Source organism: Dactylosporangium sp. NPDC051484 (genome assembly GCF_040689395.1).
Taxonomy (GTDB): domain Bacteria; phylum Actinomycetota; class Actinomycetes; order Mycobacteriales; family Micromonosporaceae; genus Dactylosporangium.
Window position 1 is genome coordinate 218,316 of the sequence record NZ_JBFAZX010000008.1, and the last position, 14,626, is coordinate 232,941.

The 14,626-nt window shown below is 71.7% G+C and carries 9 protein-coding genes; 5 read left to right on the top strand and 4 right to left on the bottom strand.

Annotation, left to right across the window (positions count from 1 at the left end):
* Positions 1–10: 10 nt before the first annotated feature.
* Together AB0367_RS17390 and AB0367_RS17395 are read left to right on the top strand one after the other, a co-directional pair.
* Positions 11–1,468: a HAMP domain-containing sensor histidine kinase gene (locus tag AB0367_RS17390; protein WP_366227307.1), complete on the top strand. Its 1,458-nt coding sequence runs from the start codon at positions 11–13 to the stop codon at positions 1,466–1,468.
* Positions 1,465–2,406: a trypsin-like peptidase domain-containing protein gene (locus AB0367_RS17395; RefSeq protein ID WP_366227308.1), complete on the top strand. Its 942-nt coding sequence runs from the start codon at positions 1,465–1,467 to the stop codon at positions 2,404–2,406. The genes AB0367_RS17390 and AB0367_RS17395 overlap by 4 nt, the downstream gene beginning before the upstream one ends.
* Positions 2,407–2,532: 126 nt before the next feature.
* Here the strand turns inward: AB0367_RS17395 and glpK are convergent, their stop codons facing one another.
* Positions 2,533–4,008 (bottom strand): glycerol kinase GlpK, encoded by a 1,476-nt coding sequence (gene glpK / locus AB0367_RS17400; protein ID WP_366227309.1) that lies wholly within the window; start codon positions 4,006–4,008, stop codon positions 2,533–2,535.
* A 106-nt stretch (positions 4,009–4,114) separates the two neighbouring features.
* Here glpK and AB0367_RS17405 point away from each other — a divergent pair, with 106 nt between their 5' ends.
* From AB0367_RS17405 to AB0367_RS17415, 3 genes are all read left to right on the top strand, one after another.
* Entirely contained in the window at positions 4,115–7,483 is a 3,369-nt protein-coding gene (locus AB0367_RS17405; protein ID WP_366227310.1) for a cyclic nucleotide-binding protein, read from the top strand.
* Between the two features lie 254 nt (positions 7,484–7,737).
* A complete protein-coding gene (locus AB0367_RS17410; RefSeq protein ID WP_366227311.1) occupies positions 7,738–8,925 on the top strand; it encodes a hypothetical protein in 1,188 nt (395 codons plus the stop codon).
* A gap of 106 nt (positions 8,926–9,031) precedes the next feature.
* Positions 9,032–9,382, top strand: coding sequence for a hypothetical protein (locus AB0367_RS17415; RefSeq protein ID WP_366227312.1), 351 nt, complete (start codon positions 9,032–9,034; stop codon positions 9,380–9,382).
* 64 nt (positions 9,383–9,446) lie between these two features.
* Here AB0367_RS17415 and AB0367_RS17420 read toward each other — a convergent pair whose 3' ends face one another.
* From AB0367_RS17420 to AB0367_RS17430, 3 genes are all read right to left on the bottom strand, one after another.
* Positions 9,447–11,558, bottom strand: coding sequence for an EAL domain-containing protein (locus AB0367_RS17420; RefSeq protein WP_366227313.1), 2,112 nt, complete (start codon positions 11,556–11,558; stop codon positions 9,447–9,449).
* A gap of 12 nt (positions 11,559–11,570) precedes the next feature.
* Positions 11,571–12,380, bottom strand: a complete 810-nt coding sequence (locus tag AB0367_RS17425; protein ID WP_366227314.1) for an SAM-dependent methyltransferase — start codon at positions 12,378–12,380, stop codon at positions 11,571–11,573.
* A 99-nt stretch (positions 12,381–12,479) separates the two neighbouring features.
* Positions 12,480–14,327 (bottom strand): bifunctional metallophosphatase/5'-nucleotidase, encoded by a 1,848-nt coding sequence (locus AB0367_RS17430; RefSeq protein ID WP_366227315.1) that lies wholly within the window; start codon positions 14,325–14,327, stop codon positions 12,480–12,482.
* Between the last annotated feature and the right edge of the window lie 299 nt (positions 14,328–14,626).

Consider the following 14,626-nt stretch of genomic DNA (forward strand, 5'->3'; position numbering starts at 1 on the left):
GGGGCCGTCGGTGCGGTTCATCTCCGACGTACCGCTGCGCGTCAGGCTGGTCGCGGCGGTGCTCACGCTCGTCACCATGGCGCTGCTGGTCATCGGCGTCGCCAGCGCGCTCGTCATGCGCAGCTCGATGATCGACAAGGTCGACAACCAGCTGCGCACGCTCGCGGGCACAGTCGACATCAACCGGTTGCGCCAGCAGACCGAGTCGGTGGTACCGAGCAACTACTTCTTCTTCTGGCTGGCCGACAGTAACGGCACCCCGGTCCTGGCATCGGTTGGCGTCCCGGACGACGGCGCCCGCCCGCCCCTGCCCACCACCACGCAGGAGCTGCTGGACCGCCTCGGCGAGCCGTACACGGTCCGGGCGCCGGGCACCCGCGAGCGCTGGCGGGTCTTCATCACCCAGCGCGACCGCACCGTGCTCGGCGTCGCCGAAAACCTCTCGATGATCGACAACGCGGTGGACGAACTCGTCGCCGCGGAGCTGTTCATCGGCGCGGGCGTGCTGGTCGTCATCGCCGCCGTCGGCGTGACCATCGTGCGGACCAGCCTGCAGCCGCTGCGCGAGATCGAGCGCACCGCCGCGGCCATCGCCGCCGGCGATCTGACCAAGCGCGTGCCCGAGAGCCCACCCGAGACCGAGATGGGCCACCTGGCCGCCGCGCTCAATACGATGCTCGGCCAGATCGAGGGGGCGTTCCGCATCCGCGAGGCATCCGAGGACCGGATGCGCCAGTTCATCGCGGATGCCTCCCACGAGCTGCGCACGCCCCTCACCACGATCCGGGGATTCGCCGAGCTGTACCGCCAGGGCGCCGCCCGCCAGCCCGAGGAGACCGCCGCGCTGCTGCGCCGCATCGAGGACGAGGCCTCCCGGATGGGGCTGCTCGTCGAGGACCTGCTGCTGCTCGCCCGGCTGGACCAGGAGCGCCCGCTCAGCCTGGCCGACATGGACCTGCGCGTGATCGCCAGCGACGCCGTCGCCGCGGCCCGCGCGGTCGCGCCCGACCGGGAGGTCGCCCTCGACCTCGAGCGCGACGAGCCGATCGAGGTCAACGGCGACGAGGCCCGACTGCGGCAGGTGGTCGGCAACCTGATGACCAACGCGCTCACCCACACCCCGGCCGGGACGCCGGTCGAGCTGCGGCTGCGTCGTGACGGCAGCGATGCCCTGATCGAGGTCTGCGACCACGGGCCGGGCCTGACCGACGACCAGGCGGCCCGGGTCTTCGAGCGGTTCTACCGCGTCGACAAGGCGCGCACCCGGCGCCAGGCCGGCGGCGCCCACAGCGGCAGCGGGCTGGGCCTGGCGATCGTCGCCGCGCTGGTCGCCGTGCACAGTGGCACCGTTTCGGTCTTCGTCACGCCCGGTGGTGGGGCCACCTTCCAGGTTCGCCTTCCCCTCACAGCCCCTTCCCAGGCCGCTCCCGGTAGCCCGCAAGCTGCCGTCGGCAAGCTCAAATCATGAGCGAACAGCAGGGATGGGCGCCGAGGCCGGCCGAGGAACCGCACCAGCACACGTCGTCGAACCAGGTGCCCCCGTATGTGCCGCACATGCAACACCCGCCGCAGTGGTACCCGCCGTCCTCGCCCTACGTGACGCCCGTCACCGCGGTTCCGGCGCCGCTCGGCGGCCGCCGCCGGCTCGGCAAGGGCATCGCCGCCGCGGTGGCCGCCGTCGCACTCTGCGTCGCCTCGGCCGTCGGTGGCGGGGTCGCGGCTCTGCAACTGCGCCCGGCCGCGGGCAGCAACACGGTCATCAGCGCGCAGAACTCCAGCTCGCAGTCGTCCGGCTCGGCCAACCTCGCCAACGTCGCCGCCCAGGTCCTGCCGAGCGTCGTGTCGATCAACACCGGCTCGGCCGTCGGCTCCGGGGTGATCATCACCCAGAGTGGCGCGATCCTGACGAACAACCACGTCGTCGCGACCGCCCGCGGCGACACGGTGCAGGTCAGCTTCTCCGACGGCAAGTCCGCGACGGCGCAGATCGTCGGCACCGATGAGGCCACGGACCTCGCCGTCATCAAGATCACCGGCGGCGGTAGCTACCCGCCGCTGGCCTTCGCCGACAGCTCCACCGTCCACGTCGGCGACACCGTCCTCGCCGTCGGCAGCCCGCTGGGCCTGAACAGCTCGGTGACGTCGGGCATCGTCAGCGCCCTCAACCGCACGATCGACGAGGGCGAGGACAGCCGCGCCGCCGCCACGAAGATCCCGGGCGCCATCCAGACCGACGCCGCGATCAACCCGGGCAACTCGGGCGGTGCGCTGGTCAACACCGCCGGTCAGCTGATCGGCATCAACACCGCGATCGCCACGTCGGGCGCGACGGCCGGCAGCATCGGCGTGGGCTTCGCGATCTCGAGCAACACCGCGAAGGCCACGGCGGAGCAACTGCTGGGCTGACCCTCGGCGTTCGCGAGGGTGGTCCCCTTCCCGAGGGAGGCGGCGCGCCTGGCGGGGTGCGCCGCCTTTCCTTGCCCGCGACGGGTCTGCTGACGCGTTCGAGGGAGCACCGCACCGCGCGGCGTTTCAGTCGGCCCAGCCGAAGGAGCGCTCCACGGCCCGCAGCCACAGGGCGTGGCCCCGATCGCGGGCCTCGGTGGTCATCGCAGGCTCCCAGCGGCGGTCCACGTGCCACTTCCCGCGCAGCGCTTCCGTGTCCGGCCAGAAACCGACCGCCAGGCCGGCGGCGTACGCCGCGCCCAGCGCCGTCGTCTCGGCGACCGTCGGGCGGACCACCGGCACGTCGAGCACGTCGGCCTGGAAGCCCATGAGGAGATCGCTCGCGGTCATGCCGCCGTCGACCTTGAGGGTCTCCAGCGGTACCGCCGATTCGGCCATCATGGCGTCGACCACGTCCTTGACCTGCCACGCGGTCGCCTCCAGCGCCGCGCGGGCGATGTGGCCCTTGGTGACGTACCCGGTCAGGCCGGTGATGACGCCGCGGGCGTCCGGGCGCCAGTGCGGCGCGAACAGGCCCGCGAACGCCGGGACGATGTAGCAGCCGCCGTTGTCCTCGACGGTCGCGGCGAGGTCGTTGATCTCCGGGGCGGAGCCGATGAGGCCGAGGTTGTCGCGCAGCCACTGCACGAGCGAGCCGGTGATCGCGATGGAGCCCTCCAGGGCGTACACCGGATCCGCCGCGCCGATGCGGTAACCGACCGTGGTGAGCAGCCCGCGCTCGCTGGACACGGGGCGGGCGCCGGTGTTGAGCAGGAGGAAGGATCCGGTGCCGTACGTGCACTTGGCCTCGCCGGGTGCGAAGCACGCCTGACCGAAGAGGGCCGCCTGCTGGTCGCCGAGGGCGCTGGCCACGGGCACGCCGTGCAGCATGGTCCTCGCCTCGCCGTAGACGTAGGACGAGGAGCCGATCTCGGGCAGCATCACCCGCGGGATGCCGAACGCGGCGAGCAACTCGTCGTCCCAGTCCAGCGTGGTCAGGTTCATGAGCATCGTGCGGCTGGCGTTGGTGACGTCGGTGACGTGGCGGCCGGTCAGCTTCTCGATGAGCCAGGTGTCCACGGTGCCGAAGCGGATCTCGCCGGCCTCGGCACGCTCGCGCAGGCCGGGGACGTTGTCCAGCAGCCAGACGATCTTCGGGGCGGCGAAGTACGTCGCGAGCGGCAGGCCGCAGCGGTCGCGGAAGCGGTCTGGGCCGGCGTCACCGGCCAGGGCCCGGATGAGCGCGTCGGTCCGCGTGTCCTGCCAGACGATGGCGGGGTGCACCGGCTCGCCGGTGCGGGCATCCCACAGGATCGTGGTCTCGCGCTGATTGGTGATGCCGATCGCGGCGACGTCGGCGCGGGACAGGCCGGCCTGGTCCAGCGCGCGGGTCGACACCGCCTGGACGTTGTGCCAGATCTCGATCGGGTCGTGCTCGACCCAGCCTGGGCGGGGGAAGCTCTGACGGTGTTCGCGCTGGTCAAGCGCCACGATGGCGCCGTCGGCGTCGAACACGATCGCGCGGGTGGAGGTCGTGCCCTGGTCGATGGCGAGGATGTACACGCTGCCATCTTCGCCGAAGCACTGTCACGTTCGGGACGCAATCTTTCGGCACGGCGGAAACGCGCTTAGAGTCCGTGGCCGAAACAGTGCCCGAACAGGAGCGACCGTGGCCGTCATTGAGACGCGCATCAGTGTCTGGGAGGCCCTTGCCGGGCGTGCCCCGGGTGTACCGCTCGGCCCCGCCGACACCGGGTTGTGGCATGCGGTGTCGGACCGGCTCAACCCGGCCCGCGCGCGACCCGTCCTGCGGGAGGGCGTCGAGGCGGTCACGCTGACGTCGGCCCGCGGCGTCGAATACGTGATGCTCCGCTCGCCGGACCGCGGCGAGTCGAGCTACCTGCGGCTCACGCCGGAGGAGTTCAAGCTCGCGCAGTCCATGGACGGCAGCCGCACCGTGGCGCGGCTCGTCGCCGAGTTCGCCCGCATCTCCGGCCGGCTCGCCCCTGACCAGGTGACCCGGATCGTCGCCGACCTGGCCGGCAACCGCATGCTCGACGAGCTGCCCGTCGACGCCTTCCACCGCCTGCGGCGGGTGCACCGCCGGCCGTGGCCGATCCGGCTGGGCAAGGGGCTGCTCGCGACCGCGCAGGGGCGCCGGGTGGTGCTCGCGAAGGTCGACCCCGTCGTCACGTTCCTCTACAAGGCGGGCGGCCGGCTGTTCTTCACCCGGGTGTTCGCGGTGCTCGCCGGCCTCGTCGCGCTGGCCGGGCTGGGCGTGTTCGTGTGGAACTGGTTCCGCGCCGACCAGTCCGTGTTCCTCACCAACGACTCGTACTTCACCGGCGCCCTGGTCCTGCTCGGACTCAACGTCTTCGCGCTGGCCTGCCACGAGCTCGGGCACGCGCTGGGCGCCAAACATGCCGGGCGGCGCGTGCCCGTGGCGGGCTTCCTGGTGTACTTCGGGATCCCCTCGGTCTTCGTCGACACCACCGACGTGTGGATGGCCGGCCGCCGAGCCCGCATCGTCACCACCGTCGCCGGCCCGGCCACCGGCCTGATCCTCGCCGGCACCTGCCAGATCGTGGGCGTGTTCTTTCCCGAGCTGGAGCCGTGGACGTTCAAGCTGGCCTTCGCGTGGTACCTCAACGCGCTGTTCAACCTGAACCCGTTCATGGCACTCGACGGGTACTACCTGCTGATGGACTGGCTCGAGGTGCCCAACCTGCGGGCCCGCGGGCTCGCCTGGGTGATCGCCCGGCTGCGCCGCCGCCCGCCGCGCTTCAGCGAGCTCGACCGTGAGGGGCGGCTCGTCGCGCTGTACGGCATGCTCGCCGTCATCTGGATCGCCGTCTCGATCAACATCGTCTACCGCGTGTACACCGACCGCGTCGCCGGCGTCGTCACCGGCCTCTGGAACGCCGGGTGGCTCGCCCGGGCGCTGCTGTTCGTGATCTGCGCGGCGCTGCTCGCGCCCGTGGTGTACCTCTTCCTCGGCTGGCTGCGCCGGCGCGGACGGCGCCTGCGCGACCGCCTCGGCGAGCGCAAGCTCGTGCGCGACCAGCCGCGCCGGTTCGCCGCGCTGACCGCGTCCGCGCTGTCCAGCCTGCCGCCCGAGGCCCTCGCGAAGCTCGCCGAGCAGGCCCGCTGGGTGCACCCGCGCACGGGCGAGCAGGTCGTGTTCGCCGGTGCCGCGCAGCCGTCGGTGTTCGTCGTCGTCGACGGCGCGCTGGAGGCCCGCCGGCCCGGCGACCCGACCGGAAGCGTCCGCGAGCGCGTCGGCCGCGGCGGCGTCGTCGGCCTGGCCAACGCGCTGACCGGCGCCCCGGCCGCGCTCGGCTGGATGACGGCCGGCACGACCCTGCTGTCCATCCCGTCCTCGGCGGTCGCCTCCGCCGTCGGCCCGCTGCCCGGCCCGCCGCCGGTCGAGTGGGCCGAACTGGAGCAGCTCATCGGGGAGACGCCCGCGCTGAGCAGCCTCGGCCCCGACGACCGGCTGGGCCTGCTCACCCGCGCCCGCCCCATGCACCTCGGCCCCGGTCAGCCGGTCGTGCTGCGCACCGGCGACGACGCGCTCGTCGTCGAGTCGGGCAGCCTACAACTGCCCGAGGGCGTCGAGCTGCACCGCGGGGCGATGATCGGCCCCTTCGGCGAGGGCTCGCCCGGCCAGGTCGCCACCGCCCGCACGCCGGCCCGCGCCTGGCTGCTGCCCGCGGTCGCCGGCCTGCCGCTCCTGCTCGGCCGCCAGGCCAGCACGACCCCCGGCGGCGGCCGCCGCCCGATGTCGGGCGCGCACCCGGCGTCGAACTACCCGCCGCTCGCCGCGCCGCCCGGCCCGCCGCCCCCCGCCGACGACGGCATGGACCGCGGCTTCGAGCGCAAGCTGTGGTGGCTGCTGGTCCTGCTGCTGCTGTTCGCGCTGTTCCTGACCGGCGCCAACCTGTTCGCCGGCCCGGTGTGGGCCGAGATGCCGACCGACAGCGCCCTGGTCACCGTCACGCGCGGCGGCGCGACCGTCCGGGTCAACGGCGTCGAGCGCGCCATGACACGCGATGCCAAGGTGTACGTCCAGCACGGCGACTCCGTCCGCGTCGACGCCCGGTCGACCGCGACCCTGACCTTCCGCGGCGGCAGCGCGACGGTCCTCTGCGCCGGCGCCGACGTGCGGGTCGGTGACCTGTTCAGCGGCCAGCAGACGCCGATCGAGCCGGCCGCCGCCCTGACCCTCGACGGGGGCCGCCTGCTGGTCGACACGACGAGCACGACGACCGCCTTCAAGCCGCTGCGTCTCACGATCGGCACCGTCACGAACGAGGGCGCGGCGCGCTTCGCCCTGTCGGCCGGTAACGACCCGGAGGTCGGCCGCGGCGTGGTCAAGCTGGACGGCACGGTCGTCGCGCCGTCCAACCAGACCGACCTGAGCTGCGGCGACGGCGTGGCCCTGCCGAAGCCCGCCGGCACCCCGACGGTGACCCCGTCCCCGGCCGACACCCCGTCGGAGTCCCCGAGCCCGAGCGACTCCCCGTCCGAGTCGGCCTCCGCCTCGCCGTCGGCCTCGGACTCCGAGACGCCCGAGGCCACCCCGACGAAGACGACGAAGGCTCCGACCCCGACGAAGACCACCGTGGGCCCGACGCAGACCACGGGCGCCCCGCCGACCACGACCCCTGTGACCACCGCGCCGCCGAAGGACACCACCGTCCCCGTGGTCCGCTTCCCGACCCCGAACCCGAACACCATTTATCCGACGGGCTGCAAATACGGTGCTCCCGGCCCCACCTCAACGACCATCACGGTTACCGCCGTGGACTCGTTCGACGCGTCGTCGTCGCTCACCGTGACGGTGACCAGCAACGTCAAGGGTTCGGTGTCGATCAAGTTTGCGAAGGGGAACACGTTCTCCGGTTCCTTCGGCAACGTGGCGCTGGGCGGTAACCAAGACATCACGTTGACCGCACAGGCAGTCGATCCCGCTGGCAACCGTTCCAGACCCGTCTCCACCACCCTTCATTACAACTCACTTTGCAATATCGGCTAAGGAGTCAGAAGTTGCTTTGTTGGTTCTGTGCCAAGGCGGCGCGGGGGTCGTGCCGGTTCTGCGGCCGTGGGCTGTGTGAGGACCACGCGAAGTTCGGCCCCTACCTGCTGGAGGTGCACCGTTCGCAGAGCCGCGACAGGGCCGAGGGGCTCGTCGTGGAGGATGCGGTGCAGTGCGGGACCTGCCGGCCGCGGCCGCAGCCGATTCCGATGCCTGAGCTCGACTGACCGGTCACTCAACAAGGGGGAAGTAGGATGTCAGACTTTGACGAGGTGCTGGAGCGCCTGCTCAGCGACCAGGCCTTCAAGGCGCGGCTGGCGGCGGACCCCGCGGGGGCTCTGGCCGAATACCGGCTGACCCCCGACGAACTGGACGTCCTGCGGTCCCAGGTCGGCGACGCGGGCGGGCAGACCCACGTCGAGCAGCGCACCAGCAAGGCCAGCATGTTCGGGGTGTTCTCCTCGATCGGCTCGGGCCTGGGCGACGTGCTGCACGGCCATGGCGTGAGCGCGCACGGGCTCGCCGGCCACGCGCCGGGTGGTGGGGGCGCCGCGGTGGGGCATCACATGCACGATCTCGTCGAGCAGCAGCACGCGGCGGTCGAGCCGGCCGATCACGGCTCGGGGTCGATCGGGGGGCAGCTGCAGGACATCGCACATGGCGGCCGGCACGCGTCGGCGGGCTTCGAAGAGGTGCACACGGAGAGCCGCGTCGAGTCGCACACCGAGTATCACAGCGAGGTGCGCTCGTCGGGCACGGTGTACCAGTCGAGCACGTACGCGGCCGGCACCGGAGGCACCCCGCACGAGCCGTCGGGCGGTAAGGGCGTGGCCGCTGGGCTCGCCGGACTGGGGGCCGAGGGCGGTCCGGCTGGCCCGGGTGGCGGCGTGGCGGGAGGTCTGGCCGGGCTGGGGGCCGAGGGCGGTCAGGCTGGTCCGGGGGGCGGCGTGGCGGGAGGTCTGGCCGGGGGGCTGGCCGGGCTCGGGGAGCACGCGGCGCCGGGCGGCCACGGCGGCATCGGCGCGGGGCTGGGTGCCATCGGGCAGCACGACGGCGGGCAGGCCGGGCTGGGTCAGGCCGGGTTGGGGCAGGCCGGAGCGGCGGGTCACGACGCCGGGATCGGCGCGGGCCTCGCGGGGTTCGCGCAGCACGCCGGACACGCACAGGTGCCCGGCGCGGCGCCGACCGACGGCTACCACACGCGCGTGGACTGGGACGGCGACGGGCGCTGGGACCAGCACACATACGTCAACCGCGCCGACGGCGGCGTCGACATCGTGGTGGACACGGACGGCGACGGACGCCCCGAGTTCGTCGGTCACGACACCGACCGGGACGGCTTGATCAACTCCTCCGAGATCGACACCAACCACGACGGGGTCATGGACGCCCGCTATGAGGATGTCAACGGCGACGGCTGGCTCGACCGGCGGACGCGATAGCCGTTTCGAGGTGAGTGGCACGTATCGGGGATCAGGGCGCTCGGATCGGCACCTACCGTTCTAGACGTACCTCATGAGAGGGACCTGAAGGAACCGGGAGCAGGTTATGAGCGACTTTGACCTCGACTGGGGCATGGAGCACGATCTCCACGTCGACCACGACGGCGGAGTCGAGCATGTCCTTGCCGACGACCACCACTACGACCAGCACGATTTCTCGGACGGCGGCCACGACGCCACGCACGCGCACGACCTTGGCGACGTAGCGGAGGCCGACCAGCACGAGGAGCCCCTGCGGCTCGACGAGCAGGAGCTGGACGTCCCGGAGTGGCAGCTCGACACGGAGTTCCTGGACGGCCACTACGACCTGGTCGGCGCCGACCCGGGCGAGAGCGACATGTGGTCGCAGTTCATGTCGGACATGCACGAGGAAGTCAACCCATACGCGGCGCACTAGCCGCCTCGCATGAAGCCCGCTGGCAGGTGCGCTCCGGAGCGCATCTGTCAGCGGGGTGGCGTGGTCAGAGCTTGATGGCGGAGGCCGGGCCGGGACTCGCGTAGTACCAGCCCTGAGCCGTGTCGCAGCCCAGCTCCTGCAGCCGCGTCGCCTGCTCCGCGGTCTCCACGCCCTCCGCCGTCACGCTGAGCTTCAGCGTGTGCGCCAGGCCGATGACCGCCGCCACGATCTCCTGGTCGACCGGGTCCGGGCGCTCCGGGGGGCGCAGACCCGCCACGAACGAGCCGGCCAGCTTCAGGCTGTGGACAGGCAGATTGCGCAGGTACGCGAAGTTCGAGTACCCGGTGCCGAAGTCGTCGATGGCGATGCGCGGGCCCAGCGCGGCCAGGGCGTTCAGCGCCTCGATCGGATCGCCGCCCGTGCCCATGACGGCGCTCTCCGTGAGCTCCAGCTGCAGGCCCGACGGCGGCAGGCCGGTCTGTTCGAGGATCGCGCGCACATCGCGGACGATGGTGCGGTCCCGCATCTGCCGTACCGCCAGATTCACGCTCATGATGGGCGCCCGATCCTGGACCGCGCGCCGCCACTCGGCCGCCTGCCGGCACGCCTCGTGCAGCACCCAGCGGCCCAGCGGCACGATGAGCCCGGTCTCCTCCGCCATGCCGATGAACGAGTCCGGGCGGAGCACGCCGAAGCGCGGGTGCCGCCACCGGACCAGGGCCTCGACGCCGGTGGTGACTCCGTCGCTGAGGCGGACCAGCGGCTGGTAGTCGACGAAGAACTCCCCCCGCTCGAGCGCGGCCGGCATGCTCGCCGACAGCTCGTAGCGGGTCACCTCGCGCGCGTGCCGGTCGGCGTCGAAGAGGGCCAGGCGGTTGCGGCCGTCGGCCTTGGCCCAGTAGAGCGTGGTGTCCGCGGCCTTCATGAGCTCGGCGGTGCTGGTGCCGAGCACCGGCTGCTCGACCACCCCGATGCTGGCCGAGATGCTGATCTCGTGCCCGTCGACGTGGACCGGCGCCCGGACGGTGCTGAGCGCCTTCTCGGCGACCGCGACCACGTCCTCGATGCCACCGCACTGCTCGACGAGCACCACGAACTCGTCGCCGCCCATGCGCGCGACCAGCTGCCGGTCGCCGCTGATCGAGCGGTCCAGGCGGCGGGCCACGGTCCGCAGGAGCTGGTCGCCGACGTCGTGGCCGAGCGTGTCGTTGATGACCTTGAAGCCGTCGACGTCGAGGTAGCACACGCCGACCCGGGCGGCGTCGCCCTCGGCGGCGGTGTCGAGTAGCTCGTTGAGCCGATCGAAGAACAGCGTGCGGTTGGGCAGCTCGGTCAGCGGATCATGCAGCGCCTGGTGGCGCAGGCGCTCCTGTAGCAGGTGCCGCTCGGTGATGTCCTCGACCATGGAGACCAGCCAGCGCGGGCGGCCGTCCTCGTCCCGGATGATCGAGGCGACCAGGTCGGTCCAGACCCGGTGGCCGTCCTTGCGGGCGTAGGGCTTCTCGATGCGGAACTGGTCGCGCCCGCCCTCTATCAGCTCCGCGAACATCGCGCTGGCGCTGGGCGGGTCCTCCGGCAGCACGAAGTCCTCGAAGGCCATGGAGCGCAGCTCGTCGGCGGTGTACCCGAGCATGTCGCACAGCGCCTGGTTGACCTCGACGACCTGGCCGTCGACGGTGCTCACGCTCATCCCGATCGCGGCACCGGCGAAGATCGCCTGAAACCGCGCCTCGCTGACCCGGCGCCCCTCCTCGGCGCGGGCGCGGGCCCACAGCGCCGCGGTGCGGATCTCCTCCTGCTCTTCGAGCACCCGATCGCGCAGCGCGAGCGCGTAGCCCGAGGCCAGCGCCCCCTGGACCCGCGCGACCCGCTTGACGGGGGCGTTGCCGAACTGCTCGGCGAGCACCGCGAGGGTGCGCTCCAGCGTGGTGGGCTCGGTGAAGTGCGCGGCGACCAGCGTCGAGCCGATCTCGCGCACGTCGGCGGGGTCGAAGACCTCGGCGGTCAGCGCGTGGATGAGCCGGGTGGCGAGGCTGGTCAGGAAGTCCTGGACCTCAAGGCCGTTCATCGACACGTAACTGGTCCCGGCGATGGCCAGTGACCAGGCGCGCGCCAGGCGTTCGGCGGCGCGATGAGGGCGGTCCCACGACGTCGGCGTGGGGCTGGTGGCGGTCATGATCGGTGGGCGCTAATCCTTGCGCGCGACGACCGCGCTGCCGATCGCGTTGCCGTCGGCCGGTGGCTCCTCGTCGCCGTCCGGGCGCCACGCGTGCGGGGCCACGACGCCGGGCTCGAGCAGGGTCAGGTCGCCCAGCAGCGCCGCGACCTGCTCCTTCGAGCGCAGGATCAGCGGGGTGGGGGACTTGCGGTACATCTGGTAGGCGTCTTCCTCGGCCGGGGTGAGCGGCCGGTCGAGGCCGGTGTGCGACAGCACGATGTGGCTGCCCGGCGCCCCGGCGGCGGCGTATCCGGCGACGATGTCGGCGGGGCGCAGCTCGTCGGGCACGAAGTGCAGCACGGCGACGAGCAGGAAGGCGACCGGCCGGGAGAAGTCGATCAGGTCCTGCACCTGCGGCTTCGCCAGCACGCCGGCCGGGTCGCGCAGGTCGCCGGAGACGACGGCGGTGCCGGGCGTGTCGGCGAGGATGGCCCGGCTGTGCGCGACGGCGACCGGGTCGTGATCGACGTAGGCGACGCAGGCGTCGCCGATCCCGGCGTCGGCGATCACCTCGTGCACGTTGCCGACGGTCGGGATGCCGGAGCCGAGATCGATGAACTGCCGGATGCCCTGGCGGGAAAGCTCACGGACCGCGCGGCGCAGGAACGCGCGGTTGCTGCGGGCGAGCGCGGCGACGGCCGGCATCACGCTGAGCACCTGCTCGCCGAACACGCGATCGGCGGCGAAGTTGTGTGAGCCGCCGAGGTAGTAGTCATAGACGCGGGCCACGCTCGGCCGGTCGAGGTCGACTTCTGCCGGGGCCCAGCTGGGACGGTCCACAGATCAACACTCCTCGACCTAGTCGGCTACCGGCGCTGCCGAGCATACGTGTGGGCGGGCGGTGAGAAAACCCAGGCCGCCCGCCCACGCCGCATGAGCTCAGGCGACCTTCGTGTAGCGGTCCGCGGTGCCCGGCGCGATGGGGCCGGTCCCGAGGTGGGCGGTCAGGGCGTCGACGTCGAAGCCCGGCGCTGTGACCCGGCCGGTCCCCTTCGCGAGGTTCAGGAAGCCGTCACCGCCGTTGGCGAGGAAGTCGTTCGTGGTCACCAGGTAGGTGGCCGCCGGGTCGAGGGCGACGCCGTTGAGCTTGATGTCGCTGACCTTGGACCCGACCGGCGCCGAGGCGCTGTAGGTGTACGTGAAGCCGGCCGAGACCTGCAGCATGCGCTGCACGGTCTGGCCCTGGAAGCCCACGAACTGCTGCTCCAGGACGTCCTTGAGCTGCGCGCCGGTGAACGACTGCGTGACGATCAGGTTGTTGAACGGCTGGACGGTGAACGCCTCGCCGTACGTGACCTGGCCCGGCGCCTCGCCGCCAGGAGAGTTGGCGTACGTCAGCGACGCCCGGATGCCGCCCGGGTTCATGAACGCGATCTGCGCGCCGGTCGACTTGGTGTACGCGAGCTGCGCGTCGGCGATCACGTCGCCCAGCGGGGACTCGCCGGCGGCCGACGCGGTGGTGGTGATGTCGGCCGTGATGCTGCCGATGACCTTGTTGGCCAGCGGGGCGACCGCGACGCGGTACTTGTCGGCGATCTTCTTGACCTTCGGGTCGACCAGGGCGGGGTTGCGCACCGGGTTGCCGGTGGCGTCCTTCTGGTAGGTCCCGTCGGGGTTCTTCACGCCGTTGGCGACGATCACGTTGGTGGCCGACGCGTCGACGAACTTGCGCGTCTTCTTGTCCAGCGTGACGCGGATGTCGGTCACCAGGGTGCCGGCCGAGCCCGCGCTGGTCACGAGCGAGCTGGCGCCCGAGGAGTTGGGCAGCTCGCAGGTGTAGAAGCGGTGCGTGTGACCGGAGACCACGACGCCGTACGCGGGGTCGAGGCCCTTGACGATGTCGGTGATCGGCCCGGCGAAGTTGGCGCAGCCCGACGGGTCCAGCGGCGCGGGCGGGCTGCTCTGCAAGCCGCCCTCGTGGATCACCAGCACCATGGACTTGATGCCGAGCCAGTTGAGGATCTTCGCGTACTTGTTGGCCGTCTCGACCTCGTCGTGGAACTCGACGTTCTTGATGCCGGCCGGGTTGACGATGCCCGGAGTGGCCTCGAGCGTCATGCCGACGTAGGCGACCGGCACGTTCTCGTAGAAGCGGATCGTGAACGGCAGCAGGATCGGCAGGCCGTTCGACTTGTTCGTCACGTTGGCGGCGAGGTAGGGGAACTTCGCCCCGGAGAACCCGTCGCCGTCCTGACAGCCGTCGATCGGGTGGCAGCCGCCGTTCTGCATGCGGTAGAGCTCGGTCACGCCCTCGTCGAACTCGTGGTTGCCGACCGCGGCGAGGCCGACGCCCATCGCGTTGAGGACCTCGATCGCCGGCTCGTCGTGGAACGCGGCGCTCACCAGCGGCGAGGCGCCGATGTTGTCGCCGGCGACGACCGTGTCGCTGCCGTGCACGCCCGAATTCTTCGCGGCGGTGCGCAACTGGGTGAGATACGTGCTGAGGTACTCGGAGCCGCCCGCGGGCACGCCGTTGACGAGACCGCCACTGCCGGTCGGCGGGTCGATGTTGCCGTGGAAATCGTTGAAGCCGAGCAGTTGTGCGGTGGTGGTCGGCCCGGTCTTCTGGGTGAATGCCACCTTGGCCGGGCTGAGCGGCGTCCACCGGTCGGTCCCGGGGGCGGAGCCACCCTTGGCCAACGGCAGCAGTGCGACAACGGCAACGGCGAGCGCGGGCACCGCGAGATGCTGCGCGATACGCCAGCCGCGGGCGCGGGGCTGAGCCATGATCTCTCCTTTTGGGGGGGACACATGCGTCGGTCGTCATCCTTCCGAAGGCATCGATCGCGCGCGAGCAGGACTTGGGGTCGGGTTGGTGTCCTACGGGTTAAGGAGAGGGTTCATCGCAACGGCCCTTCGCGAACTGGCGGCGCACGCCGGGAGGTCCGTAAGTGTCGGCCAGGCCGCGCAGCTGTCCACTGTGGACGCAGCGGCCGGGGCGCCTGAGCCCGTGCGAATTTCGTCCTGGGCGGATCCGCTGCGCGCGAAACAGGCTGTGCCGGCTCCCGGCGAGCGCGAACATCGGG

Excerpts from the sequence above, each read along its gene's own strand:
- AB0367_RS17395 (WP_366227308.1), top strand. The coding sequence starts at position 1,465 with ATGAGCGAACAGCAGGGATGGGCGCCGAGGCCGGCCGAGGAACCGCAC.
- AB0367_RS17420 (WP_366227313.1), bottom strand. The coding sequence starts at position 11,558 with ATGACCGCCACCAGCCCCACGCCGACGTCGTGGGACCGCCCTCATCGC.
- AB0367_RS17410 (WP_366227311.1), top strand. The coding sequence starts at position 7,738 with ATGTCAGACTTTGACGAGGTGCTGGAGCGCCTGCTCAGCGACCAGGCC.
- AB0367_RS17430 (WP_366227315.1), bottom strand. The coding sequence starts at position 14,327 with ATGGCTCAGCCCCGCGCCCGCGGCTGGCGTATCGCGCAGCATCTCGCG.
- AB0367_RS17415 (WP_366227312.1), top strand. The coding sequence starts at position 9,032 with ATGAGCGACTTTGACCTCGACTGGGGCATGGAGCACGATCTCCACGTC.